This is a genomic window from Actinomadura sp. NPDC000600, assembly GCF_040492135.1.
In the GTDB taxonomy this organism is placed as follows: Bacteria; Actinomycetota; Actinomycetes; order Streptosporangiales; family Streptosporangiaceae; genus Spirillospora.
The window spans coordinates 317,333-342,630 of record NZ_JBEUPD010000005.1; the positions used below are offsets into that span (position 1 = coordinate 317,333).

Below are 25,298 nucleotides of genomic sequence, written 5' to 3' on the forward strand. Positions count from 1 at the left end.
GAGGGCCTCCTTCTGGAGCCTGTCCCACGAATGGCCGACTTCCATTCTCCTGCTGACAACACCGGTGGCCCTAGGGATGAGGGCAGGCCTTGGAGGGCGTTGTGAGTAAGCGCGGTACCCGGATGCTGCTGGGAGGCCACGGCTGGGCGCGGTCGAAGATCGCGCTGGGCATGGCCGCCGTGCTGGCGCTCGGACTGGCGTCCCCGATGCCCGCGCGGGCCGAATCCGCGCCGCGGCGTCAGTTCAAGGACGCCAAGCCGGTCAAGGGCCGGGCGCTGGACGTGCGGCCGCGCAAGGCCGGGAACAAGCGCCTGACCACCAAGGCTTCCCCGGCTCCGAGCTGGCCGAAGGCCGGCACGGCGACCAGCAAGGTCCCCGGCAAGGGCCGCTGGGCCCGCGCCGGTGATCTCCCCGTCTGGGTCACCGCTCCGAGCGATGCGCCGCGCCTCGATTCGCGTCCGGGCTCCCGAGGTCTGCCGGCGGCCGAGCAGGTCCGGGTCCAGGTCGTCGACAGTAAAGTGAGCGACCGCGCCGGCGTCCAAGGCGTCATGATCTCGGTTGCCCGCACTGACACCGCGGCACCGGGACAGGTCGGGGTCGGGCTGAACTACGCGTCGTTCGCGTCGGCGTTCGGTGGTGCTTACGCCGACCGGCTCAAACTCGTGCAATACCCGGCGTGCGTCCTCACGACGCCGGAACGAGCCGAATGCCGGACGGCCACTCCGGTGGCGACGACCCACGACACCAAGAACCAGACGCTGATCGCGCAGGTGCGGGCCGAATCGGATCCAGCCGCGCGGCAGGCGTCACCGCAGCAGCCGACGGCCACGTCGGGGCCGACGGTGCTGGCCACGGCCGCGGGAACCGCCGGTGAGCAGGGAGATTTCAAGGCCACCAAGCTGTCGGCGTCGTCGACCTGGAACGTAAATCTCAACACGGGCGATTTCACCTGGTCCTACCCCATGCGGGTGCCGCCCGTGCCCGGCACCATGGCCCCTGAGGTGGCCATCAGCTACTCCTCGGGCAACATCGACGGCCTGACGTCGAACACCAACGCCCAGTCCTCATGGGTAGGGGATGGATTCGACCTGTGGCCAGGGTTCATTGAGCGCCGCTACAAAGCCTGTGAAGACGACGATGCGCCGAAGGACGAGTGGGGGTCTTCCCCGGGCGACCAGTGCTGGGGTTACGACAACGCCACGATGCAGCTGAACGGGCACGGAGGTGAGCTGGTCCCGGACGGGGCAGGGAAATGGCGGCTGAAGAACGATGACGGTACCCGCGTCGAGAGGCTGACCGGCAACGACGCCACAACCGGCAATGGCGACGACGACAACGAGTACTGGAAGGTCACCACCACCGACGGTACCGTCTACTACTTCGGCAAGCACCGGCTGGACAACTGGGCGAGCGGCAATCCGGAGACCAATTCCACCTGGACCGTCCCGGTGTTCGGAGACGATGCGAACGAGCCGTGCCACAAGGACGCGTTCAAGGATTCGTGGTGCCAGCAGGCGTGGCGATGGAACCTGGACTACGCGGTCGATCCCGACGGCAACGCGGTCACCTACTACTACGACAAGGAGATCAACCACTACGGCCGCAACCTCAAGCCCGAAGACGAGACGCCCTATGTCCGCGGCGGTGTGCTGAACCGGATCGAGTACGGACTGCGGTCGGACAACCTGTGGGCCAAGGCGCCGGCCCGTGTGGTGTTCAACAGCAAGGAACGGTGTCTGGACACCGACGCCAACTGCGACCCCTCCAAGATCGAGACCAATCCGAACCTGTGGCCGGACGTCCCCTACGACCTCAACTGCAAGTCCGGCACCGAGTGCAAGGACTTCAAGGGCACGGTCTCGCCGACCTTCTGGACGCGCAAGCGGCTGGAGTCGGTCAAGACCCAAGTGATCAAGGCGGACGGCACCTGGCGGGACGTCGACTCCTGGACGCTGACCCACAAGTGGGGCACCGCCGACTACGCGCGGGCACTGCTGGCCACCTCCATCCAGCACACCGGGCATGCCGCCAGCACCGCGGTCACGCTGCCCAAGGTGACGCTCGACTACGAGGAGCGCTACAACCGCGTCCGGGCCGGTGACACCGGCGGGCTCATGCGCTACCGGCTGGACTACGTCGCCGACGAGTCCGGCGGCGAACTGTCCGTCGCCTACAGCACCGCCCAATGCACGTCCGACGACCTGCCGACCCCGCAGACCAACACCAAGCGCTGCTTCCCGGTCTACTGGGCCCACGACGGTGACCTCAAACCCAGCCTGGACTGGTTCCACAAGTACGTCGTCACCCATGTGATCGCGCGTGACCGGACCGGCCACAGCGCCGACATGGTCACCAAGTACATCTACGACGATTCCAAGGGCGGCGCGTGGCATTACGACGATGACGACGGCCTGACACGGGAGAAGTACAAGACCTGGAGCCAGTGGCGCGGCTACGACAAGGTCAGCGTGCTGACCGGTTCCGACCTCGCCGACGGCATGGTCGCCCAGACCGACCATTACTTCCTGCGCGGAATGCACGGCGACCGCACTTCGACGACCGATCCTGACCAGAAGCGCACGGTCACCGTCGACAACGGCGACGGCGGTACCGTCACCGACCACGACGCCTTCGCCGGCCGGGAACTGCGCACCGTGCAGTTGGACAAGCCCGGCGGCCAGATCCTGCAGTGGGACCAGAATCTGCCGGTGCGATTCCAGACCGCGTCCAAGACGCGGTCCTGGGGCACGGTCACCGCCAACATCGTGGCCACCGAGTACGGCCGGACGTTCACCCCGACAGGACCGGGGACTTGGCGCAAGGCCGAGGTACGCACCAGTTACGACGCCGACACCGGGCGGGTCAACTGGGTGTCCGACAACGGGGACCTGGCGGTCGGCGACGATGACCGCTGCACCCGTTACACCTATGCGGACAACACCACCGCCTGGATACGCAACCAGGTCGCACAGGAGGAGGTCACCCGCGGCAGTTGCCTGTGGAGCGGGCTCGACCGTCGCATCCACGTGCTGTCGGGTACCCGCACCTACTACGACGGCACTGCGTCGGCGCCCAAGAGCGCCTTCAAGTCGATCAGCAAGGGCCGGGTCACCTACACCGAGCGGCTGGTGTCGCACGCTGCCGCCGACGGCTCCGACCCGACGTACCAGAAGCTGTCGGCCGTCACCGGCTTCGACGGGTACGGCCGCCCCACCGCTGTGTCGGACGCTCAGGACCACGTCACCACCACCGCCTACACCCAGACCCCCGGCGGAACGGCGCCCGGGCTGACCACCAAGATCACGGTCACCAAGCCGGCCGTGACCAAGGAGGACGGCACCAGCCTGCAGCTGTCCACCAGCGCCACGTTGGACCCTGCCTGGGGCTCGCCGATCGTCAAGCTCGACGAGGCCGGCGGCAAGACCGACCTCTACTACGACGCGCTGGGCCGCACCATCAGAGTGTGGCTGCCGAACCGCAGCCGCACCGGCGGTGAGACCGCCAGCGCGGAGTACACCTACCAGATCGCCGAGAACGCGCCCGTCGTCGTCGGCACCCGTACCGTCACCAACAGCGGTGCCCTGGGCACCCCGTCCTATGCGATCTATGACGGGTTCCTCCGGGCCCGCCAGACCCAGGAGCCGGGGCAGAACGGCGGCCGGCTCATCACCGACACTCTCTACGACGGCCGGGGCCTGGTCGCCTTCACCTACAACGGCTATTACAACGATCAGGCCGGGCCCACCCCGAGCCTGTTCGGCCCGGAGATGCAAGGCCTGGTCCACAGTCAGACCCGGTACAGCTATGACGGTGCAGGCCGTAAGACCCGCGAGGCGCTGCTGGGCGGCGCTGGTGACGGCGCCGAGGTGTACGCCACCGCTTACGCCTACGGCAGCGACGCGCTCGGCACCTGGGTGAAGACGACCCCACCCAGCGGAGGGACACCCACCACCACCTACGCCGACGTCCGCGGCCGCACCATCGAGCTACGGCAGCACAACACCGCCACACCGGACGGCACCGACTACATCTCCACCAAGTACGAATACGATCCGGCAGACCGGAAGACCAAGATGGTCGGGCCGGGCGGCAAGACCTGGGAGTACCGCTACGACATCCGCGGCCGCCAGACCACCACCATCGACCCCGACCGCGGCACCACCACGGCCGCTTTCAACGACCTCGACCAGGTCGTGTCCACCACTGATTCGCGTGGTAACGCGGGCAAGGTCTTCCACGAATACGACGCGCTCGGCCGCAAGCTGCGTACTTATGCCGCCAACGGCGACGGGGACAAGGGCGACCTGATTGCGCTGTGGGGATATGACACCGTGCGAGCCGGCCAGCTCACCTTCGCCTCCCGCAAGGCGACCGGTGCCGACGGCAACACCTACGAGTACAAGATCCGCACGGATGACTACGACAACCTCAACCGGCCCAAGCGCACCACCATCACCGTCCCGAATGGCGCGGAGGGCGGCGGCCTGGACGGCAGCTACCAGTTCAACACCGCCTACAACCCGGACGGGACCGTCCAGTCGACGAGCCTGCCCGCGGCCGGCGACCTTCCGGCCGAAGTCCTCACCTACACCTATGACAACGAGAACCTCGGGCGGCCGCTCACGCTGACCGGGAACTCGCAGTACGTAACCGGCACCAGCTACACCAACATCAACCAGGTCCGCGGCTACGTACTGGCGGCCGGGGGCAAAGCAGTAAACGTCGGATACGACTACGACCCCGCCACCCGCCGACTGATCCACGCCACCGTCAGCCGTGAGGGCATCGACGGGTACGCCCGCGACGCCGGCCACACCTACGACGACGCCGGCAACGTCCGTCAGATCACCGATGTCACCGGGCATGCGTCCACCGGCGGCGTCACCACCGACACCCAGTGCTTCCGCTACGACCTCCAGCGGCGGCTCACCGACGCGTGGACGCAGAGCACCGCGACCTGCGCCGCCTCCGCCGCCACCGCCGAGATCGGCGGTCCCGCTCCGTACCGGAACGCCTACACCTACAACCCCGACGGCAACCGCACCACGGAGGAAAGCTGGGGAGCCGGGCCCGACGGCGGCGTCCGGCAAGAAACCCGCACCTACCGCTACCCCGGCGACGCCGGAGTCGACCCCGCCTACAAGGGACACCAACTCGCCGGCTACTCCCAGGAAGTCGACGGCACCAGCGACACGCAGAACGTCACCTACACCTACGACGCCGGTGGCAACACCACCCAGCGCACGGACGGCACCAACACCCTCCAGTTCTCCTGGGACCAGCAGGGCGAGATCTCCAAGATCACGGACACCGCCCAAGGCAGTACGACGTTCGTCTACGACGCCGACGGAAACCGGCTCGTCCGTCGGGACAAGTCCGGCACCGTCCTCTACTTGCCGGGCATGGAACTCCGCCTCAGCAACGGCGCCGTCACCGCCACGCGCTACTACTCCTTCGGCCCCCAGACCGTCGCCATGCGCACCGGCGCCGGCGTGACCCTCCTGGCCGGCGACCACCAGAACACCGCCCAACTGGCCATTCCCGCCGGTGACCCGTCCAAGCTCAACCAGCGCCGGTCCACACCCTTCGGCGAAGACCGCGGCGCCATTGTCGGCATCTGGCCCACCGCCATGGACAAGGGCTTCGTGGGCGGAACCAAGGACAACACCGGGCTCACCCACCTTGGGGCCCGCGAGTACGACCCCGCGACCGGACGGTTCATCTCCGTCGACCCAGTCCTGGACCCGGCCGACCCTCAGCAACTGAACGGCTACAGCTACGCCGACAACAACCCCGTCACGAGCGCCGACCCCTCCGGACTATGCCCGCCCGACCGCTGCGGGAAAGGGGTCATGAACGTCGGCCACAAGACCCCCGCCAAGGGAGGCGGCTGCGGCTTGGACTGCGGTGACCCATACCCGCAGTACAACTGGCCGGTCTGGCTGAACCCTCACAAGGCGGCACGCGTCAGGCAGGCGCTCGCCATTACCAGCTGCAGACTGAAGGGCGGCTGTGGCGGAAGCCGCAACGTCCTGGAAGGACGCACCCACAACGACCCGCTCTTCCTCAAGTATGCGAGCTACGGACCGAGCGGCATCTGCGGAGCAGAGGACGTCATCTGCCAAGTCCAGAAGGAGCTGATCGCTCAGGGCTTCTCCCCGGACATCGCGGACGATCTAGGGGACGACTACTGCTCCTTCCTGCATTGCAACTCGCCGCTCGAAGCCCTTGCCAGCGGCCGATCGATCGAGTGGCCCTGGGTCAAGGGCGCCAGCAACACAGAAATGCTTGAAAACAGCCTCATGCTCGGACGGGGACGAGGGAAAGACGGCTGCAACAGCTTCGTCCCCGGCACTGAGGTTTTGATGGCGGACGGCAGTCACAAAGCCATCGAAGATGTAAAGGTCGGCGATGAGGTGCTCGCCACCGATCCAGAGACCGGCAAGACACGCGCCGAGCCCGTCGTGGACACGATCGTCGGCAAGGGCGAAAAGAACCTCGTCCAGATCACCATCGACACCACTGGACTCCGTCCCTTCTGGCCGACAGACGAGGGGCTCAAGAAACCCGCCAGCCCGCTGCGTCCCAAGAGGGGCGTCATCATCGCCACCGACGCCCACCCCTTCTGGGTCGCCGGCAACCTCAACAAGTGGGTCAACGCTGGTGACCTCAAGCCGGGCATGTGGCTCCGCACCAACGCCGGCACCTACGTCCAGGTCACCGCGACCAAGCAGTGGACCGCCCACCACCAGCGCGTCCACAACCTCACCATCGTCGACCTCCACACGTATTATGTAGATGCAGGAACGACACCTGTCCTAGTTCACAACGCGGGCTGCTGGAGCATAAAGGGGCGTTTGCGGGCGGCGGGACCTGGAGATGAGTTCGGTCTTCCTAGTAAAGGGCGTATCAGATACCTCCCCCCGGAGGGATATAATCCGGCTAACCCTCTTCCTCGCGGACCTAACAACGGCTACGTCGACCGTTTTGGTAATGAATGGACTGTTGGTCCGTCGCGAACTGAAGGCCACCCGTTCGAGTGGGATGTCCAGCTATCGCGCACTGGACGCGAAAAGATTGGATGGCTGTCTCGAGATGGCCGTCATGTGAACGTTGATCCACTGGGGGAGGTTACGCATCGGTGAGAGATATTAATTTCTATGACGTCGTCGCCGTGCTGAGGACGGCAGATGCTGTGGCCATGGGGGTGGACGACACTCGTGGTGTGGTTGTCGGTGTCTCTGGAGAGGGATGCGGGCGGAGGTATGCCGTCCTGATTGGGGATAGGACATTCATGTTGGGATCGTCGGACCTGGCCCCGACCGGGGAGCGGGTCGATCGCGAAGCCATCTATGCGGGGGAGGCTGTCGAGGTCCATCCTGAGCGTTACCCAAAGAGAACTTCCTCCGACAGGAAAGGCAAGGAACGGGAGTAGAAGGAGCTCGACGCCACTTCCATGCCGTCATGGCTTCCCGTAACCGGCATTGTGTTGGGGACTGATTCGCGACTGCCTAATGGAATCTTTTCGTTTTTGTCGCTAATATCTGGCAGGACCACACCGATTTTCGGATCGACGCTGCAATGGAGACGTTTGATTCGATGCGAAGAATCCTCTCATGTCGACAAAATGAGCGCCGATCCGTCGGTGACAAAATCACATAGCACTGCGCCGCTTCGTCCGGGCGCCGGAGGTATCGAGGCGAAGACCTGCACGGGCTGACCTTCGGATTCACTGCGTGGGTGTCCGCGCCCCGAGCTATTCCGGGCGCGGACACCTACGTCATTCCTGGGCCTCGTCCGGCAAATAAAAGTCCGCCAACCGCCTGCGCGGCGGCGCTCCGGCGAGCGCCTGGTCGCTGTGGCCGGAGTGGCGGCTAGGCAGTGGTTGCAAACGCAAGATCATTCGGCGCATACTCCGGATCTTGCTTCTCGGGTCCGCGGGGAGCTTCCTGTGCCGTGGGCGGCACACAGGTAGATTGGGCATCATGACCGCTCAGCCTGAGGAACCGACCGCGTCGCGGGATCCCGGAGAGGATCCGGCTGCGATCTTCGATGCGCTTCCGCCGTCGCATCGCGATCAGTTCCGGGCCGAGTACGACGAGGCGCTCGACGCCGCTCATGACCTGGCGCGGTTCAAGCAGGTGCAGACGTTGCTGCGTCGCTGGCGCATGCGGGCCATCGCCTACGCCCGTCCCGGATACGAAGAGGCGGTCCAGGACGCTCTACAGGGACGGGAAGACACCTTCGTCCGCTATACCCCACCGGGCTGGGAAGGCCGGGTGTGACGTACCGCTTCGACGGCTTCCACGGACGCGCGCTGTACGAACTGAACGGACTCCCCGAAGAGGTCCGCAACGGCCCGCTCCTCGAACGCCTTCTACAGCTCCTCGAAGCTCCATGGGACGCGGTACCGGAACGGGCAGATCAGACAGCGGTCCGGCATGCCTTCTTCGGTGCCGGCGGCGAAGGCATGCTCACGCGCCTGGTGGATGACAAGGCGGAGACGCTGCGCATCCTCGACATCCTCTGGATGGGGTAGCGGCACGGCGTAGCCGCCGGTTCCTCCTCCACCTTCCGCCTCCGACCTGTCGTGACGTGTGCCTAGCGGCGGACGGGTGCGGTCAGGGGCTGCGCAGCCATCACGAAGTGATGCCCCGGGCCCCTTGACGGGTTCCGACCGCCGCCATCGGCCTTCAATCTCGGGCGGGACCATCCATGAGTGTGGGTGGCCCCGGCGTCCCGGTGTCCCGGTGCTTTGGGGGGCGGGGGGCCTTTGGTTACCTGTTCTGGGTTGGGTGGCGTTTGCGGTGTAGGGCCCAGGTGACTGCGGCGCCGGTCGCTAGCGCGGTGGTGGCGAGGGTGGCGAGGATTCGGGGGGCCAGGGTCTTCTTCAGGGCCTGCCGTTGCCGTCGTTTGAACGTGGCCGCGTCGTTCTCCCGGGGGAACGGCTCATCGGGGACGGGTACGCCGAGGAAGGCGCACAGCGGCTCCCATCCTTTCTTGACCTCGAACACCAGCAGCCGGTCTTCGGGCACGTACGCCTTCACTTCGGCGACATGCCGTTCGAATCTCTCGGCCATCTCCGCGCGCTCGCCGAACGGCCCGCCGATCTCAAGGTGCCACGTCGTCCGCTGCACGCGGTCGAGGACCTCCGCTTCGGGGTCGGGTCGGCGCGGGCCTCGCCAGCTCAGCATCCGCACCAGGAGCGGCGGCTTGGCGAGCACGGCGGCCATGGTCTGCGCGGCGCTGTCGTACCAGCGTTGCGGATCGCGGACGGTGAGCACCACCTTGGCGTCCGGGAACGCGTCGACGATCTCGCGCCAGAACGCGGTGCTCGGTGAGCCGACGGCGCAGCCGAAGCCCGCGAACACCTTCCCCCAGTCGACCGTCCGCCCGTCCATCGCGGCGGCCCAGTCGGCGGCCCGCTCCGGCTCGGCGTTGAGGACGCGCATGTTGTAGCAGGGGCCGTACCCGAGCCGGTCGAGGGCCAGCGCGAGTGAAGTCGTACCAGTTCGGAGCAAACCGATGCCGATGACCTGCACGCGAACTCTCCTCAGGATGAAGTGTGATGACGATTCGGTCGGTCAGGTCGTGCGGCGGGCGACCAGAGTGCCGGGGTCTTCGCCGTTGGCGACGGGGTGGAGGGCGGTTCCTGCCGTCGGGGTCAGCCCGACCGCCGCCAGGTCGGCGACGACGGCGTCCGGCCGGTGCAGGTAGTGGGCGCGTTCCACCACTTCGGTCTCCACCAGATCGCCTTGGTGGTACGTGCGGTAGACGAACCGCAGGTGCGCCTGGTCGTCGCCGTCGGGCCGCGCCTCGCATGACATCTCGTACCGGCAGTCGCCGAGGGTGGCCTCGTCTGTGACGTGCTCCGGCCAGTCCGGTACGGGTTCCGACAGCACCATGTCCATCGCCACCTCGCCGTCCTCGGCCAGATGTTCGGCGATCGCCTCGAAGAGCGCGAGCCGTTCGGCGTGCGGCACGTGCTCCAGCACCCCCGCCAGGTACACGAAGTCGAAGCGGCGGGCCAGGTCGAAGTGGGGTGCCGCGCGGTCGAGCACGGTGACGCGGTCGCGCAGGTGCGGGCGTTCGGCGAGCTTGGCCAGCAGCACCGCGCGCATGGTCGCCGACCGCTCCAGGCACACTACGGTGGCTGCTCGCTCGGCCACGGCCAAGGTGATCCGGCCCGTACCTGCGCCGATCTCCAGCGCGTGTCCGCCCTCGGGTGCGCGGCCGGCGAAGAACCGGGGGTCGGGGAGGGCGCCCTCTCCACGGGAGGCGCGGAAGAGATCGTAGTAACCGGGCTGGAAGGCGTACGGGTCGGTGCCGAGCGGAGCGACCCGGGCGGGGGAGGACATGCGAGTCACCTGCCTGTCTGGTCGGAGAGGGCGCATCGTCAGATGGTCGTGCTTGGCCGAATCGTCCGACCCCCTCAGGTGGGCTGCGCCGGGCGTGTCCACTCGCGGAGAGCGCGGCCGGCGCGTTCCCTGATCCGCACCTGGCCGGTAGACTCGATGGCGATGGTGCGCTCCTCGCTCCAGCCGGTGAGGCGGAACTCGCCCAGCCCGAGATGCACCAGGCCGAAGGCGGGCTCGCCGTCGATGGCGAGGACGAGCCGGCCGTCGTGCACGAGGACCTCGGCGTCGCTGTCGGGCCTGGCCTCGACCTCCTCCTCCGACCACTGCGCGAAGTCGCCCGGAAGCCGGAACCGGCAGCGGAACCGGTCACGTTCGGATGCGCTGAGCGGCACCGGATCGCGGGCGAACATCACCTCGCTCATCGGCAGCAGCTCCAGGAACTCGTCCGGCAACAACCCGACGACCTCCCGGCTGACCAGGCAGTCGAGCACCATGTGCACCCGAGGGCGGTCCCCGCCGTTCGCCACGTAGTGCCTTCGGCCGAAGTCGCCGAACCACAACCGTCCTGCCGTCCAGTGCTCGGACACGCCGTCGATGACCACGACGGCGTCCGGGTTGGTGTCGATCGGCACGTGCAGCCGCAGGAGTCCGCGCTCGAACCCGTACTTGTAGTCGCGGTGCTCGTGGACGGTCGCACCCGCGCCCAGGGCGATCAGCCGTACGCCCCGGACCGGCGCCGGTAAAGCGGCGATGACCTGTGCGAGAGCTGGGGCTTCGGCCAGCCACGGGGTGTCGGCGAAGTCGGTCAGGCCCGCGCCGCCCGGATCGGTCCGTACCGGATCGCCGCCGACGCTGCGCAGCGGCAGGATGCGCCAGTCCACGCCGGACTCCGTGGCGGCGCCGTCCTGGCTGTAGGCGCGCTGGGCGCGCCACCGCTGGTGCCGCAGCCTGTCGAGGTCGGCGCGCAGCGCATCGACGTCGAAGCCGAGCCGCATCGGCGACGACGGCGGGTACGCGGCGGGCGGATCCGTCAGCGATTCGATTGCCTGGGGGTACGTCGTCATGGTCGCTACTCCTGGGCGCCGGCGGCGGGCAGGTCGGAGACGTCGAGGGCGAAGCGGCCCACCGCCCACGCGATGGCGGGCACGTTCTCGTCGAGCGCCCGGCGGTCGAGGTTGCCGATCGTGTCGCATGGCTGGTGGTAGCAGGGGTCGTACAGCTGCCCGGCCACCCCGCCGAACCGCGCCGCCTGCGCGGCGGTCTTGACCCCGAGGACGCCGCCGTTCAGGCCGCCGACCGGGATGCCCGCGGCCACGAACGGCTCGTGGTCGGAGCCGACGGCCCGCAGGTCGTGGCTTTCGTAGGGGAGTCCGGCGCGGTCGAAGTAGTCCTTGAAGACCTTCTCCACGACCTGCGAACCCGCCGGGCCCGGCGGAGTGCCCGGCGGCTGCTCGCTCGCGTCCCCGTCGAGGACGAACCGCACCCCGTTCGGCGCGGCGATCAGTTCGAAGTTGAGGTAGAGCGCGATCTTGGCGCGTTCGGCCGGTGACAGGTTGCCCACGTAGTAGTTGGAGCCGACGTCGATGAGCTCCTCGGCCCCCCACAGCGCGAACCGTACTTTGTGGCGCACCTTGTCCTGGTGGGGAGCCAGCCGCAGCGCGGTCGCCATCAGCGCGGCGGCCGCGGCGGCGTTGTCGTTGATGCCGGGTGCTTCGGTCACGCTGTCCAGATGGGCGCCGGCCATGACGGTGCGGTCGTCGCCGCCGCGCGTCTCGGCGAACAGGTTGGTGGTGACTCCCGCGACCTCGTGCCCGCGCAGGTCGAGACGCATCCGCACCTGCTGCTGCGCGGACTCCTGAGCGAGCTGTTCGGCCTGCGCCTGCGTGACGCTGGCCACCGGGATGGTGAACGCCTGCGGGTTGAACGCGTGCAGCCGGTAGATGTTGTTCGGGCTCGGCGTGGACAGGTAGATCAGCATCGCCCGGGCGCCGAGCCCGGCGGCGACGCGCTGCTGTGCCGTGTAGCCGCAGGATCCGCGCTGGACGAGCACGATGGATCCGGACACGGGCAGTCCGTCGTAGTCGGCGGCGGAGCATCCGGCGGTGGCGTCCGTCGTGGCCCGGGGCACGACGAGCTGCGCGTCGAGACCGCCGGGCGGGGTGACGGGTGAAAAGCGCATGACCAGCGCGCGCACCTGCCGGGCGGCGGGCGCGGTCACCGTCGCGCTCTCCGCGTCGACCCGATAGTCGGTGTACGGCACTTGCTGCTGGTGGACGCGGTAGCCGGCGTCGGTGAGCACCTTGGCGGCGTAGCGCGCGGAGGCCTCGAACCCCGGCGTGCCGGTGGCGCGCACCCCGCCGTTCTCCGCGGCGATCCGGTCAAGGACACGCAGGTGCCGCCACGCGTCGCCGCCACTGGTGGACCCCGCCAACAGCCGCGCCAGCCACGGCTCGCCCGAACGGCCTGCCGCCCCATGGGCCGTGGCTGCGGCGGCGTGGGAGGTCGCGGACGGTGGAGCAGCCGAAAGAATGGTGGCCGTTATGGTGACGAGGCCGGTCACCAAGGCGGTTTTCGTGCGTACAAACACCCTCATCAGCGCTCCAGAAAAACAGGTGAGGCCAGGAACAGAAACCACGTTGACATGTGCAGAGAGTCTCTGAGGCCGACGGTGCGGTGAATAGTGCGTGCCCGGCATATCGGGGCAGGTGGAAGCGCGTGCCCCGATATGCCGGGCACCCTCTACATCACTCAGTGGAGGTAACGCATCCGTGCCACCTCCTTTCTGTTAAGAGGGATCTGAGGTCGGTCAGCCGAGGCGGACTCTGAGTCGGGCCACGCCTCGCAACGTGAGGTTTCGGTGGTAGACGGGCTCGCCGGCAAGGCGGATGCCTGGGAACTCGGTCGTGAGCAGGCCGAGGACGACCTGTGCCTGGAGGACCGCCAGCGACTGCCCAAGGCAGGAGTGGGCGCCCCGGCCGAACCCCAGATGCGGGTTGGGATGGCGGGCGAAATCCAGCTCGTCGGGCTCGGCGAACTTGGCTGGATCCCGGTTCGCGGCGGCCAGCATCAGCGTCACCGCTTCGCCGGGCGCGATGGCATGGCCGCCGATGCGCGTCTCCCGTACACACGCCCGCCCGTCGGCCTGCACCGGCGTCACGTACCGGACCAGTTCCTCCACCGCACGTGACAGGTCAGCCTGAGCGAAACGCGGCAAAGTGTCCGGCGCGCTCAGCAGGACGACCAGAGCGTTGCTGAGCAGCCGCCCCGCCGATTCGAACCCCGCGTGCAGGACGGCCCGCAGCGTGTTCAGCAGCACCGGGCGCGCGATGCCGGAGCCGGGCGCCTTGGCCGCCACATGCGCCACCAGCCCGTCCGCCGGCGGGTCGTCCAGCCACCGGCCGGTGTATTCGGCCAGCTCAGCGCGGGCTTGCACGGCGGGCTCGGCGGTCTCCGGCCAGATCCCGGCGTCCATGCCGTCCACGATCGTCTGCGACACGGGCAGGAACCACGCGGCGTCGATGGGCGGCACCCCGAGCACCGCGGTGACGGTGTCCAGCGCGAGTGGCGCGGTGAACTCGGACACGCAGTCGAACTCCCCGCCCGCGCGCAGCCGCTCGGCGCGGGCGCGGACCTGGGCGGCGATGCGCTCGCGCAGCATGCCCGGGTCGAGACCGCGGACCGCGTCGACCATGAAGTGCCGGATGGCCGTGTGCTCGGGCGGGTCGAGCGACTGGATGCTCAGCAAGGGCTCCGGCACGACCTCCCCGATCCGGCGCCAGTCCGAGGCGAACGATTCCGTGTCGCGCAGCACCGCGGCGCAGTCGTCGTACCCGGTCACCACCCAGGAGTCGAGGAAGGTGCTGCGGTAGACGGGGGCGCTCTCGCGCAGGCGGCCGAAGAGGGAGTAGGGATCGAGCAGCGCCGCGGGCTCCGCGAGTCCCGCGGCCGGATCTGCGACCGGCGCCTCCGACATATCGACCTCCTCGCACGGACGGCTACCGGCGAGCGGCTTCAGGCCCGTTCGTCGCGTCCCGTCCGGGTTGCCGGGAGGACGACGGCGCTGTCGCTCAGGTGTCCGGAGATCGTCCGACACATGATCTTTTCTGATGGTAAATGAGTAACGCAGAATTGCAAGGTTCCGGATCCGGCCATGATCTTCCATATGCCCGCGAGATCCTCCGTGGCATGATCTTGTAGTTCCGCCTCACCGCCGAGGAGGAGGTCGCCTGTGAGAGTTCTGCTGACCAATCGCGGGTTCCGGCTCCTGATCATCGGACAGTCCTTATCGACCCTTGGTGACCGGGCGCTCATCATCGCCTTCGGCATCTGGGTCAAGGAGCTGACCGGCAGCAATGCCGCGGCGGGCGGCGCGTTCTTCTTCGTCGCCCTGCCGTTCCTGTTCGCCCCGTTCGCCGGGGTGCTCATCGACAGGTTCCCGCGGCGCCAGATCTTCATCGCGACCAACCTGGCGATGGCGGGCGTCATGCTGCTCGGCCTGCTGGTGCGCGGCGAGGGCCAGGTCTGGCTGCTGTACGCGATCATCCTCTGCTACGGCATCGCCGCTGTGATCATCACCGCCACCCAGGCCGCCCTCGTCCCGGCGATCGTGGACGAGGACGCGCTCCCCGACGCCAACGGCCTGCTGCAGACCTCCGCCGACGGAGTGAAGCTGCTGGCTCCCCTCTTCGGCGCGGCGTTGTTCACAGTGGTGGGCGGCCACGTAGTGGCTCTGCTGGACGCGGCGACGTTCCTGGTGGCCGCGGTATGCGTGTGGCTCATCCGGGCGCCCGGCGACCAGCGTCACGTCACCGGTGCACTGGAGTTGCGCGAAGAGATGCTTTCGGGCCTGCGCCACCTGTACCGGTCCTCGCCACTGCGCACGCTGGTGGGCGCCCTGGGCCTTGCCATGCTGGTGACGGGCTTCTCCCAGACCCTCATCTTCTCCATCGTCGACGACGGGCTTCACCGCGCTCCCGCGTTCGTCGGCGTGCTGAGCAGCGTGCAGGGCGCGGGCGCGATCTGCGCCGGCCTGGCGGCGGGCGCCGCCATCCGCCGCGTGGGCGACCTGCGCACGGTGATGCTGGGCATCGCCCTGGTCACGATGGCGTCCTTGGTCTATCTGGCGCCCGCCATCCCCCCGGTGGCGGTGGGGGCGTTCCTTTTCGGGTTCGGCATGTGCTGGACGACCGTCGGCCTGGTCATGGCGGTGCAGCGGCGAACGCCCGACGCCCTGCGCGGCCGAGCACTGACCGCGGCGATGGGCGTCGTCAGCACTCCGCAGACCGTCTCCATCGCCCTCGGCGCGGCACTGTCCCTGGTCGTCGACTACCGGGTCCTGCTGATCCTCATGGCCGCGGTCACCGTCGTGTCCGCCGTCTGGCTGGTACGCGTGCCCCCCGAACCCGACCCCCAGGACCCCCCGCCCAAAGACCTGGATCCGGCATCCGCGAACCCCGAGCCTTCGGCTCCCTCACCGGACACCAAGACCGTGCCTTGATCGGCACAGGCTCCTGCCAGTCGAGGGCGCAAGCGAAGGAAGATCTGGTTTGTCGGTGAGACGCGACAGACTCGGCAGCGGAATGCAGGCGGCCAGGGAGGCTGACACCAGGCTCAAGGGTGAACCGCGAATCGACCGCTACCTCCTGCAGTTCTGGCCGGCCCCACCCGAGGCCGATCGTGTGCTGAAGCAGACCACGGAGCACGCGGCGTACTGGCACGGCTTCGCGCGTGGCCTGCCGCCGGCTCCGACCGCCGAGCAAAGGGCCGAAGCGGCGCGCCTGGCCGAAGTGGAGAAAGCACACGAGAGGGAGCAGGCCAGGCTGCGGGCCGAGGCGCGATCATGGGGCGGACGACTGCCCAGCGAGCGGCTTCGGCGCGTGTCGGGTAACGCGCTGGCCATGGCGCGGCTCGACCGCGACGTGAGCGAGGCGATAGCCGCGGCCGACCCGGAGGTGCAGCGCGCGATCGCCCGGTGGGTGGCGCGCCGGGCCTATGACGTGGCGGGCCTGGCGAGCATCGATTGGATCGCCCCCGCCCTGCTCGCCATGGACCGGGCGCAGCCCCTGCCCCCGCCCTTCGACGACATGGAACACGTCTGGCCGAGGCTGTGGGCCGACGAGCAGGTGCCGAGTTCGACGGTCACGCTCCCGGGTGGGCGGATCCACAACTTCTCCCAGCAGGCCGCCGCCGTACCCGCACTGTTCGAGGCTGTCGAAGCAGACCCGCTTCAGGCCTCGCTCGATGCCCTGTGGGCTGCGGCGGCCGCCTTCGGAACCGATTACCGCGACCTTCTTCAGGAGGTCCGGGACGCTTTCGATCTCTAGCGGGGAGGCGGATGCGGAGAAAGGTCTAAACTGCTGCCCATGACGTTCTTCTTCCACCTGCGTTAGCACGCCGCCGGCGAAGCGAGGACCACCCGTCGTCGGCGAGGCGGGGCGGCGGAGCGCTGCCCCGGGTGCTGACGTGGGAGAAGAACGATCATCATGCGCATTCCGCGCACCCGTCTGGTCGCCCGCTGCGTACGCGGGCTGGAGTCCGCGGTCGCCGCCGAGGTCCTGGAGTCGGGGCTCGGCTCCGTCACCCGCCTCGGTCATCGCGAGGTCCACTTCGGTCTCCGCTCGTCGCGGCCGGAGCCGATCCCGGTGCTGCGCACAGCCGACGACCTGTTCCTGTCGGCCGCGCGCCGGTCCGACATCGGGACCACGAAGCATGACCTGCATGCATTGGCCGAGCTCGCCGCCCTGGCCGACACCGATCTGCTGGTGCGCCTGCGCCGCGCACTGACGCAGGCGCCGACCCAGGTGCCGGGCATCGATGTCTCCGCATCCTTCCTCGGGCGGCGCACCTTCAGCCGGTACGACGCCGAGGATATCGTGGGCACGGCTTTGGCCGAGCGGCTCGGCGTCCCCTACCACTCGCGGCGCACGGGCGCCGCGCCCCCGCCGGGGTACTGGGGTTGGCGGCTGACCCTGGACGGAACGCACGCCGCGCTCATGATGCGGGTCGGCGACCGGCCGCTGCACCGCCGCGCCTACAAACAGCGGATGATCAAGGGGACGCTGCACCCGCCGCTGGCCGCGGCCATGGCCGTGCTGGCCGGCATCCGCCCGGACCACACCGTCCTGGACCCGTGCTGCGGCGCCGGAACCCTGCTGATCGAGGCCGCGCTCGCCCGGCCCGGCGCCCGCCTGTACGGCTTCGACCTTTCTCCCGACGCCGTCGCGGCGGCACGGGCGAACGCCGCCGCCGTGCCCGTCCGCGTGGACCGTGGCGACGCCGGGCGCCTCCCTCTCCCCGACGCCAGCGTCGACCGCGTCCTGTGCAACCCGCCCTGGGGCGTCCAGGTCCACCCCCGCGGGCTGCTCGCCGGCTCCCCGTCCCGCTGGTGGACAGAGCTTCGCCGCGTACTGGCACCGGACGGCACGGCCGTGCTCCTCCTGCCCACCTCCGAGACCCTGACCGACGCCATCCGGCACGGCCTCGCCCCGGTCCACGTCCAAGGCGTCCGTATCTCCGGCGCTCAATCCTTCATCGTCGGCCTACGCCCGGCAGCGTCCACCAAAGCCCGGAGACGCACCACGCGCCACACTGAAGAGAAGCCCCGCTGAGATTACGAGCGGTGTGGAGTTGCCAATGCTGCGGGACATGCTGGGTAATTCCAGCATGTCCCGCTGACCGCCACACCTGCACCGGCCGGGCGAGGATCTTGTCACCGATCGCCGACGAGAGGGCAGCCATGGGCGACGGCCCCCCGAGGGAGTTGATCTCCCTCGCCGACGACGAGGGGAACAGCGTCACGGTCAACGTGCTGGGACGTGCGGCCGGGTGGGCCGCCGGACTCGACGCCGAGATCGTCGTCAAGACGCCCTTCGTGTCCGGCCGGATCGACCTGGCGCTGTACGTTTCGAGGCTGGAGAGCTGGGCCGACGCGCTGGACCGGCTCGACGCCGGCGAGGACGCCGCCTGGATGGAGATGAGCCGGGGCCCGTCCGTCTTCATCCGGCTCACTGGCGAGCGCGATTGTCCGGAGGTGGTCGTGGAGGACGAGGGCGGATCCATGGTCACCGTGCGGGTCCCGCTCGTCCCGCCGGACGGCTGGATCGCGGACCACCGCCGGCGCCTGCACCAGGTGATGAGCTACTGGATCCCGATGCTGTCAGGCTGATCGCAGCGATCCGCGGGGGGTGCCGGCGACAGGTTCGTGACAGCCGAACGAACATCGAGCGGGCGCGGGGACGTACCGGGACAGAACTCGGGATCTTGGCAGCGGTGGGACTGCAGGTCAGGGGGTGGCGCGCCCGGCAGGATTCGAACCCGCGACCGTCGGATTAGAAGTCCGATGCTCTGTCCAGCTGAGCTACGGGCGCTCGGCGCCCGGCGGGACGCCGGGACACAGTGTAAGGGTGCGCGTCGTCCGGCTCCACATCCATAACGGCGTTACCGCTGGGGCGGGGGTTCTATCTTGGGGTGCTGTGGCGGTGAACATCGAGGTGCCGCTCTCCGGTGGGGCCGTGTCGGAGGGTGTGGTGCGGGTCGGGGAGACGGTGCGGCGGCCGCTGCGGGCGCACAGTCCGGCGGTCCACGGGTTGCTGCGGCATCTGGAGGCCGTGGGGTTCGACGGGGCGCCGCGGGTGCTGGGGATCGACGAGCTGGGGCGGGAAGTGCTCAGCTGGGTGCCCGGGGAGGTGCCGCATCGGCCGTTGGGGGCGGGGGTCGTCTCCGAGGACGCGTTGCGGGGCGTCGCGCGGCTGCTGAGGCGGTACCACGAGGCGGTTGCGTCGTATGAGGCGCCGCTGGGGGCGCCGTGGGATGCGGAGACGTCCAACCTGGACGGGAAGCCCGAGGTCATCGGGCATTGCGATGTGACTCCGGAGAACGTGGTCTTTCGGGGCGGGAAGCCGGTCGCGTTGATCGATTTTGACCTGGCGCGGCCTACCACGCGGGTGTTCGACGTGGTCACCGCGCTGCGGCACTGGGGGCCCATCGAGGATCCCGCCGATCGGGACGCTTTGCTCTACGGGGCGGATGTGGGGCGGCGGCTGCGGATCTTCTGTGATGCCTACGGGCTGGAGCCGGAGCGGCGGCGGGAGGTGCTGCCGGTGGCGCGGGTGCGGTTCGAGCGGTCCTACCGGGCGATGCGGGAGAAGGCGGAGCGCGGTGGGGGATGGGCGCGGATCTGGCAGGGCGGCGCGGGGCCGCGGATACGGCGGGCGCAGGATTGGCTGGAGCGGCACTGGGATGAACTCGATGCGCGTCTCTGGTGAGGGGCTGGTTCTCGGGGTCGCGCTGGACGCGCTGCTCGGGGATCCGAAGCGGTGGCATCCCGTGGCCGGGTTCGGTCGGGTGGCGTCCGGGGCGGAGCGCTGGATCTATGGGGATTCGCGCTGGCGGGGTGCTGTCTATGTCGGGGCTCTGGTGGGGGGCGCCGGGGTCGCGGGGGTCGCGCTTGAGCGGGTGAGTCGGCGGCCCCTCGTGCATTGTCTTGTTACCGCCGGGGTCACCTGGGCCGTGCTCGGCGGGACGTCGTTGGGCCGCGAAGGGCTCCATATGGCGCGGGTGCTGGAGCGGGGAGATGTGGAGGCCGCAAGGAAGCGGCTTTCCCATCTGTGCGCGCGGGATCCCCGGGGGCTGGATGCCCGTGCTCTGAGCCGTGCGGTGGTGGAGTCGGTCGCCGAGAACACGTCGGACGCGTCCATCGCCCCTTTGGTGTGGGGTGCGGTGGCGGGCATTCCGGGGTTGCTCATGTACCGGGCGGTGAACACGCTTGACGCCATGGTGGGGTATCGGAGTCCGAGGTACGAGCGGTTCGGGTGGGCGGCGGCCAAGCTCGATGATGTCGCCAACTGGGTTCCGGCGAGGGTCACCGGGGGATTGGTCGCCCTCTGTTCGGGACGGGAGGCCTGGCGCGTCCTGAGAAGGGACGGGGCGAAGCATCCGAGCCCCAATGCCGGACGGTGCGAGGCCGCTTTCGCCGGGGCGCTCGGGGTGAGGCTGGGCGGGGTCAACGCCTATGGCGGACGGGTCGAGCACCGGCCCGAGATGGGGGACGGCCGGGCCCCCGAGGTCCGGGACATCCGGAGGGCCGTCCGGCTCTCCGCGGCGGTGACGTTCGCGGCGGCGGCCGTGGTCTGGAGCGTGCGGTGAGCGGGCTGCTGGTGGCCGGGACCACGTCCGACGCGGGGAAGAGCGTCGTCACGGCGGGGCTGTGCCGGTGGTTGGCCCGGCAGGGCGTGAAGGTCGCGCCGTTCAAGGCCCAGAACATGTCGCTGAACTCGATGGTGACGAGCGACGGTGCGGAGATCGGGCGGGCGCAGTACATGCAGGCGCAGGCCGCGGGTGTGGAGCCCGCGGCGCTGATGAATCCGGTGCTGCTCAAGCCGGGGAGCGACCGCAGAAGCCAGGTCGTGGTGCTGGGACGGCCCGTCGCGGAGGTCGACGCTCTGCAATACGGGGCGCACAAGGAATGGCTCAAGGGCGTCGTGCTGGAGAGCCTTGACGAGTTGCGGGCCAAGTACGACGTGGTGGTGTGCGAGGGGGCCGGGAGTCCCGCCGAGATCAATCTGCGGGGCGGCGACATCGTGAACATGGGGCTGGCGCGGGCCGCGGATCTGCCGGTCGTGGTGGTCGGCGACATCGACCGGGGCGGTGTCTTCGCGTCGCTCTACGGCACGGTCGCCTTGCTGGAGCCCGCGGACCAGGCGCTGATAGCGGGATTCGTCATCAACAAGTTCCGGGGGGCGGAGGAGCTTCTGGCGCCCGGGCTGGAGCAGCTCAAGATGCTCACGGGCCGGCCGACATTGGGCGTGCTGCCCTGGAAGCTCGGGCTGTATCTCGATTCCGAGGACACCCTGGCATTGGACGCGCCGCGGCCCGACGCGAAAGGGCCGTACGGGAAGGAGACGCTGCGCATCGCCGTCGTCCGGTTCCCGCGCATCTCCAATTTCACGGACCTGGACGCCCTGGCCTGCGAGCCCGGCGTCGTCGTCCGGTACGCGGCGAGCGCCGGGGATCTGGCGGAGGCCGACCTGGTGGTGCTGCCGGGCACCCGGGCCACGGTCGCCGATCTGGCGTGGCTCCGCGAGCGGGGAATGGCGGAGGAGGTCCGGAGAAGGGCCGAATCGGGGCGGCCGGTGCTCGGTATCTGCGGCGGCTACCAGATGCTCGCCGAAGAGATCGTGGACGACGTCGAGTCGAAGGAGGGGAGGACGAGGGGCCTCGCCCTTCTTCCCGCGAGAGTCGAGTTCAAGAAGGAGAAGACCCTCGGGCGGCCGGAGGGGAGCGCGTACGGGGAACCCGTGCACGCCTACGAAATCCACCACGGCATCGTGACCGCGCAAGGGGAGCCTTTCCTCGACGGGTGCCGGAAAGGCTCCGTCTGGGGGACGACCTGGCACGGCGCCATGGAGAACGACGGTTTCCGGAGGGCGTTCCTCGCGGACGTCGCCCAGGCCGCCGGAAGGGCTTTCGTCCCGGCCCCGGACGTGTCGTTCGAGGCGTTGCGGGAGGCGACCCTGGACGCGCTCGGCGACCTCGTCGAGGAGCACATGGACACCGAGGCCGTGTGGCGGATCATCGAGGGCGGGGCGCCCGGCGGCATGCCCGTCGTCCCGCCAGGTGGAGCCCCGGAACCGCCCTCCGCGGCGGTAAGGTGATCCACTCGTACGCGCAGAGCACCAGGAGGAACGCCCCGTGACCGACCCGCGGTCCAAGCTGATCGTCCCGCTGATGAAGGCGCGGGTCCCGGCCGAGGTCCAGCTGGAGTTCCCGCTCCCGGCGGACGAGGAGCCGATCCGCGACCCGTTCGCGGCCGACCTGTACGTCACCTACGCGCTGGAGATCGCCGACGAGGGCGCCCCGACCGGCCGCCGCTACGAGCACGTGGCGCGCCGCCACTGCGCCGACCTCGGCGTCGCGCCGGGCGAGCTGCGCCGCCACGCGGTGATCAACCTGCGCGACCTGCGTCCCGAGCTGAGCCTCAGCTGGTACCCGGACGCGCGCGCCGTGACGGTGTCGCTGGGCGGTTCCGCGCGCAGCGGGAGCCTGGAGTCGGGCCTGCTGCTGGACGAGGGCTTCCTGGAGAAGCTGGCGCAGGACGTGGACGGCGACCTCGTCGTCGCGGCGCCCGCGCGGGACGTGTTCGTCGCGTCCGGCACCGGGCATCCGGACGGTGTCGACAAGCTCCGCTGGGCGGTCGCGCAGGTGTGGGCCGAGGACCGCGGGGACGACGACGCCTCCGACCCGGCATGGGACGTCCCCGCCGGGACCCTTCTCACGCACAACCTCCTGGTCCGCCGCAACGGCGCCTGGGACGTCCTCGCGGTCTGAGACCGGCCCCGGCCCCCGGAAAATTGAGTGGGACGCCCTGGCCGGGATGCGTACCGTGCCGTCCATGGTGTCGACTCATCAGCTTCTGGCCTTCTCCGCGATGGCGCTGGCCATCATCCTGATCCCCGGACCGTCCGTCCTCTTCGTCGTAGGCCGCGCGCTGGCGCACGGCCGGCGCACCGCTCTTGCGGGCGTGGTCGGCGGGGTGCTCGCCGCCCTGGTACTGACCTCGGCCGTCGCGGTGGGCATCGGTTCGATCGTGGAACGCTCCGTCATCGTGTTCACCGTGCTGAAGATCGTGGGCGCGGTCTACATCGTCTACCTCGGGGTGCAGGCGATCCGGCACCGGCGCTCGCTCCAGGAGGCGATCGCCGGGAGCGAGGCGGAGCGCGGCGGCGGCAGGGCCCTGCTGCAGGGGTTCATCGTGGGCATGACCAACCCGAAGACCACCGTGTTCTTCGCGGCCGTCCTGCCGCAGTTCGTGGTGCGCGAGAACGGGCACGTCGCGCTCCAGATGATCGTCTTCGGCGCGATCTTCGCGGTGATCGCGCTGTTCTGCGACAGCGTGTGGGGCCTCGCGGCCGGGACGGCCCGCGACTGGTTCGCCCGGTCGCCGCGGCGCCTCGCGGCGATCGGCGGCACCGGCGGCCTGATGATGATCGGCCTCGGCGTCACCGTCGCGGCGACCGGCCGCAAGGACTGAGGCGCCGGGTCAGACCTCGCAGAGCGCGAAGTCGTCGAAGACCGCCTGCGGCCGCCCGGTGGCGCCCTCGGCGCGGAGGACGACCAGGCCGCTCCAGCCGGGGACGGCGGCGGGCGGTGTGGCGGCGGACGACGCGACCGGCTCGCCGTTCACCCACATCGCGAGGTCGATGTTGCCGTCCTTCCGCTTGACGCAGGCGGCCTGCACGCGGTTGTCGTCGCGCAGCTTGGGCACGGTGCCGCTCGTCACGGTCTGCGCCTGCGACGAGGTCAGCTTGGCGATCCGGGCATGCCCGTCCGAGCGGAGGAGGAACGCGTAGCCGGTGCTTCCGTGGCAGAACACCCCCGCCTCGCCGTTGGGGTCCTGCAGAGAGACCTCGGCGTCGATGAGCTGCGAGTCGGGGGTCCTGCTCGTCGGTGCGTCGACGATCGTCCGCGTGGTCTTCGGGAGGACGCGGATCTCGTACTTCTTGTCCTGGTAGGCCGCGTCCCAGTCCGGCGTGGCGGCCGTCTTCCAGCCGGAGTCCTCGTGGCTGAACTTGTCGTCGAAGACCTTGTCCTTGGACTTCGGCGGTTCGTCCCCGAGGACGGCGGCCGCGCCGGATCCGGGAGCGGCCGGGGCCTTGTCGCCGTCCGGGAGGCCGAGGGCCCCGATCACGCCGGAGACGGCGACGACCGCGCAGGCCGCGACGGCGACCAGGCCGTGGTTGCGGTACCGGCCCAACGGCTTCTTCGCCCGGGCCGCCGGAACCGGGACGCCGGCCGGGCTCGTCGGGGGCACGGAGTCGGCGCTCATCATGGCCGCGACCGCGGGCTCGGGCGTGGGGACGGACCCCTGCTCGGTGGCGGGTACCGACGGAGGAACGGGCCTCTGCTCGGTGGCCGGCGCCGGAGGAGTCGCGGCCTTCTCCTCGGCCGCGCTCTCCGGTGAAGATGCGGGCGGCTGCTCGGCGGCGGGCGTCGGCGCGGGCGCGGGCCCCGGAGGCGGCACCGGAGGCGGCACGGGGGGCGGCCCTGGGGGCGGCACCAGGCCCGGTGCGGGCAGTTCGGCCGTGGGCGGTGTCGCGGGCGGCTCGTCCTCGCCGGTCAGCGCCTGGATCAGCTGCTTCACCGCGGGACGTTCGGCGGGGTCCTTGGCCAGCGACCGGGCCACCACGTCGCGGACGGCCGGGTCGAGGCCGTCCAGGTCGGGTTCGCCGGACGTCACCCGGTTGATGACCTCCGGTAGGTTCCCGCCGCCGAACGGGGCGCGCCCGGTGCCCGCGTAGGCGACGACGCAGCCCCAGGAGAACACGTCGGCGGCCGGCGTGATCTCCCGGCCGTGCATGAGCTCGGGCGCGATGTAGGCGGGCGTGCCGACGAACTGGCCGGTCCTGGTCGGGCCCTCGGTGGCGTCCAGCGCCCGCGCGATGCCGAAGTCGATCACGCGCGGCCCGGTCGGGGACAGCAGCACGTTGGACGGCTTGAGGTCGCGGTGCACGATCCCCGCGCCGTGGATCGCGCCCAGCGCCGTCGCGATGTTGACCGCGAGGGCCTCCAGGTCGCCGCCGCGCAGCGGCCCGTCCGCCTTGACGGCCTCCTCGACGGACGGCCCGTTCACGTACTCGGTCACCACGTACAGCGGGTCGCCGTCGAGACGGGCGTCCAGGACGGCGGCCGTGCAGAACCGGCTCACCTGCCGCGCCGCCGTCACCTCCCGCCGGAACCGGTCGTGGAAGGCCTCGTCGTCGGCCAGTTCGGCGTTGATGACCTTGACCGCGACCTGCCGCCCCGCCTCGTCCTCGCCGAGGAAGACGGTGCCCATGCCTCCCCGGCCGAGCCGGGCCGTGAGAACGTAGGGGCCGAGCAGACGCGGGTCTCGATCACGAAGGGACGTCCGCATGGCTCGGCTCCCGGGGGGGTGTGCTGTTATTC

The 25,298-nt window shown here is 69.6% G+C and carries 18 protein-coding genes and 1 tRNA gene; 12 read left to right on the forward strand and 7 right to left on the reverse strand.

Annotated features, from left to right (window positions below):
• Positions 1-122 precede the first annotated feature (122 nt).
• The 3 genes from ABWI07_RS10435 (at position 123) to ABWI07_RS10445 (ending at position 8,539) form a co-directional block, all read left to right on the forward strand.
• Complete coding sequence (locus tag ABWI07_RS10435) at positions 123-7,145, forward strand: polymorphic toxin type 17 domain-containing protein (protein ID WP_353818382.1); 7,023 nt, start codon at positions 123-125, stop codon at positions 7,143-7,145.
• Positions 7,146-7,985: 840 nt separating this feature from the next.
• Positions 7,986-8,285 (forward strand): DUF6247 family protein, encoded by a 300-nt coding sequence (locus tag ABWI07_RS10440; RefSeq protein WP_353818383.1) that lies wholly within the window; start codon positions 7,986-7,988, stop codon positions 8,283-8,285.
• Positions 8,282-8,539: a hypothetical protein gene (locus tag ABWI07_RS10445; RefSeq protein WP_353818384.1), complete on the forward strand. Its 258-nt coding sequence runs from the start codon at positions 8,282-8,284 to the stop codon at positions 8,537-8,539. The genes ABWI07_RS10440 and ABWI07_RS10445 overlap by 4 nt, the downstream gene beginning before the upstream one ends.
• A 238-nt stretch (positions 8,540-8,777) precedes the next feature.
• On the opposite strand, the gene ABWI07_RS10450 is transcribed toward ABWI07_RS10445, so the two are convergent.
• The 5 genes from ABWI07_RS10450 to ABWI07_RS10470 all read right to left on the reverse strand — a co-directional run bounded on the left by ABWI07_RS10450 (position 8,778) and on the right by ABWI07_RS10470 (position 14,331).
• Positions 8,778-9,542: a sulfotransferase family protein gene (locus tag ABWI07_RS10450; protein ID WP_149261398.1), complete on the reverse strand. Its 765-nt coding sequence runs from the start codon at positions 9,540-9,542 to the stop codon at positions 8,778-8,780.
• A gap of 42 nt (positions 9,543-9,584) precedes the next feature.
• The gene (locus ABWI07_RS10455; protein ID WP_353818385.1) at positions 9,585-10,358 is read right to left on the reverse strand and encodes a class I SAM-dependent methyltransferase; all 774 of its coding nucleotides are present in this window, start codon (positions 10,356-10,358) and stop codon (positions 9,585-9,587) included.
• A 74-nt stretch (positions 10,359-10,432) separates the two neighbouring features.
• Positions 10,433-11,422, reverse strand: a complete 990-nt coding sequence (locus ABWI07_RS10460) for an aspartyl/asparaginyl beta-hydroxylase domain-containing protein (RefSeq protein WP_353818386.1) — start codon at positions 11,420-11,422, stop codon at positions 10,433-10,435.
• Between the two features lie 5 nt (positions 11,423-11,427).
• Complete coding sequence (locus ABWI07_RS10465) at positions 11,428-12,789, reverse strand: M28 family peptidase (protein WP_353818387.1); 1,362 nt, start codon at positions 12,787-12,789, stop codon at positions 11,428-11,430.
• A 375-nt stretch (positions 12,790-13,164) separates the two neighbouring features.
• Positions 13,165-14,331 (reverse strand): cytochrome P450, encoded by a 1,167-nt coding sequence (locus ABWI07_RS10470; RefSeq protein WP_353818388.1) that lies wholly within the window; start codon positions 14,329-14,331, stop codon positions 13,165-13,167.
• 255 nt (positions 14,332-14,586) lie between these two features.
• On the opposite strand from ABWI07_RS10470, the gene ABWI07_RS10475 reads away from it, so the two are divergent.
• The 4 genes from ABWI07_RS10475 (at position 14,587) to ABWI07_RS10490 (ending at position 18,522) form a co-directional block, all read left to right on the forward strand.
• Complete coding sequence (locus tag ABWI07_RS10475; RefSeq protein WP_353818389.1) at positions 14,587-15,855, forward strand: MFS transporter; 1,269 nt, start codon at positions 14,587-14,589, stop codon at positions 15,853-15,855.
• A gap of 82 nt (positions 15,856-15,937) precedes the next feature.
• Entirely contained in the window at positions 15,938-16,681 is a 744-nt protein-coding gene (locus ABWI07_RS10480) for a hypothetical protein (protein WP_353818390.1), read from the forward strand.
• 159 nt (positions 16,682-16,840) lie between these two features.
• Entirely contained in the window at positions 16,841-17,965 is a 1,125-nt protein-coding gene (locus ABWI07_RS10485) for a TRM11 family SAM-dependent methyltransferase (protein WP_353818391.1), read from the forward strand.
• A gap of 128 nt (positions 17,966-18,093) precedes the next feature.
• Positions 18,094-18,522, forward strand: coding sequence for a DUF5959 family protein (locus tag ABWI07_RS10490; protein WP_149261406.1), 429 nt, complete (start codon positions 18,094-18,096; stop codon positions 18,520-18,522).
• Between the two features lie 125 nt (positions 18,523-18,647).
• On the opposite strand, the gene ABWI07_RS10495 is transcribed toward ABWI07_RS10490, so the two are convergent.
• A tRNA-Arg gene (locus tag ABWI07_RS10495) sits at positions 18,648-18,724 on the reverse strand.
• A 105-nt stretch (positions 18,725-18,829) separates the two neighbouring features.
• On the opposite strand from ABWI07_RS10495, the gene ABWI07_RS10500 reads away from it, so the two are divergent.
• The 5 genes from ABWI07_RS10500 to ABWI07_RS10520 all read left to right on the forward strand — a co-directional run bounded on the left by ABWI07_RS10500 (position 18,830) and on the right by ABWI07_RS10520 (position 23,385).
• Positions 18,830-19,621 carry a phosphotransferase enzyme family protein gene (locus ABWI07_RS10500; protein ID WP_353818392.1) on the forward strand — a complete coding sequence of 264 codons (792 nt, stop codon included), beginning with the start codon at positions 18,830-18,832 and terminating at the stop codon, positions 19,619-19,621.
• Positions 19,596-20,501 (forward strand): cobalamin biosynthesis protein, encoded by a 906-nt coding sequence (locus ABWI07_RS10505; protein ID WP_235037054.1) that lies wholly within the window; start codon positions 19,596-19,598, stop codon positions 20,499-20,501. The genes ABWI07_RS10500 and ABWI07_RS10505 overlap by 26 nt, the downstream gene beginning before the upstream one ends.
• Entirely contained in the window at positions 20,498-22,009 is a 1,512-nt protein-coding gene (locus ABWI07_RS10510) for a cobyric acid synthase (RefSeq protein ID WP_353818393.1), read from the forward strand. Before ABWI07_RS10505 ends, ABWI07_RS10510 begins: the two co-directional genes overlap by 4 nt.
• 37 nt (positions 22,010-22,046) lie before the next feature.
• Positions 22,047-22,682 (forward strand): DUF1444 domain-containing protein, encoded by a 636-nt coding sequence (locus tag ABWI07_RS10515; protein ID WP_353818394.1) that lies wholly within the window; start codon positions 22,047-22,049, stop codon positions 22,680-22,682.
• A 64-nt stretch (positions 22,683-22,746) separates the two neighbouring features.
• Complete coding sequence (locus ABWI07_RS10520) at positions 22,747-23,385, forward strand: LysE family translocator (RefSeq protein ID WP_149261409.1); 639 nt, start codon at positions 22,747-22,749, stop codon at positions 23,383-23,385.
• Positions 23,386-23,394: 9 nt separating this feature from the next.
• Here ABWI07_RS10520 and ABWI07_RS10525 read toward each other — a convergent pair whose 3' ends face one another.
• Positions 23,395-25,266 carry a serine/threonine-protein kinase gene (locus ABWI07_RS10525; protein ID WP_353818395.1) on the reverse strand — a complete coding sequence of 624 codons (1,872 nt, stop codon included), beginning with the start codon at positions 25,264-25,266 and terminating at the stop codon, positions 23,395-23,397.
• Positions 25,267-25,298: the final 32 nt, after the last annotated feature.

Coding starts and splice junctions, on each gene's coding strand:
- ABWI07_RS10480 (WP_353818390.1), top strand. CDS start 15,938: ATGCAGGCGGCCAGGGAGGCTGACACCAGGCTCAAGGGTGAACCGCGA.
- ABWI07_RS10505 (WP_235037054.1), top strand. CDS start 19,596: ATGAACTCGATGCGCGTCTCTGGTGAGGGGCTGGTTCTCGGGGTCGCG.
- ABWI07_RS10470 (WP_353818388.1), bottom strand. CDS start 14,331: ATGTCGGAGGCGCCGGTCGCAGATCCGGCCGCGGGACTCGCGGAGCCC.
- ABWI07_RS10485 (WP_353818391.1), top strand. CDS start 16,841: ATGCGCATTCCGCGCACCCGTCTGGTCGCCCGCTGCGTACGCGGGCTG.
- ABWI07_RS10435 (WP_353818382.1), top strand. CDS start 123: ATGCTGCTGGGAGGCCACGGCTGGGCGCGGTCGAAGATCGCGCTGGGC.
- ABWI07_RS10440 (WP_353818383.1), top strand. CDS start 7,986: ATGACCGCTCAGCCTGAGGAACCGACCGCGTCGCGGGATCCCGGAGAG.
- ABWI07_RS10525 (WP_353818395.1), bottom strand. CDS start 25,266: ATGCGGACGTCCCTTCGTGATCGAGACCCGCGTCTGCTCGGCCCCTAC.
- ABWI07_RS10490 (WP_149261406.1), top strand. CDS start 18,094: ATGGGCGACGGCCCCCCGAGGGAGTTGATCTCCCTCGCCGACGACGAG.
- ABWI07_RS10520 (WP_149261409.1), top strand. CDS start 22,747: ATGGTGTCGACTCATCAGCTTCTGGCCTTCTCCGCGATGGCGCTGGCC.
- ABWI07_RS10455 (WP_353818385.1), bottom strand. CDS start 10,358: ATGTCCTCCCCCGCCCGGGTCGCTCCGCTCGGCACCGACCCGTACGCC.
- ABWI07_RS10460 (WP_353818386.1), bottom strand. CDS start 11,422: ATGACGACGTACCCCCAGGCAATCGAATCGCTGACGGATCCGCCCGCC.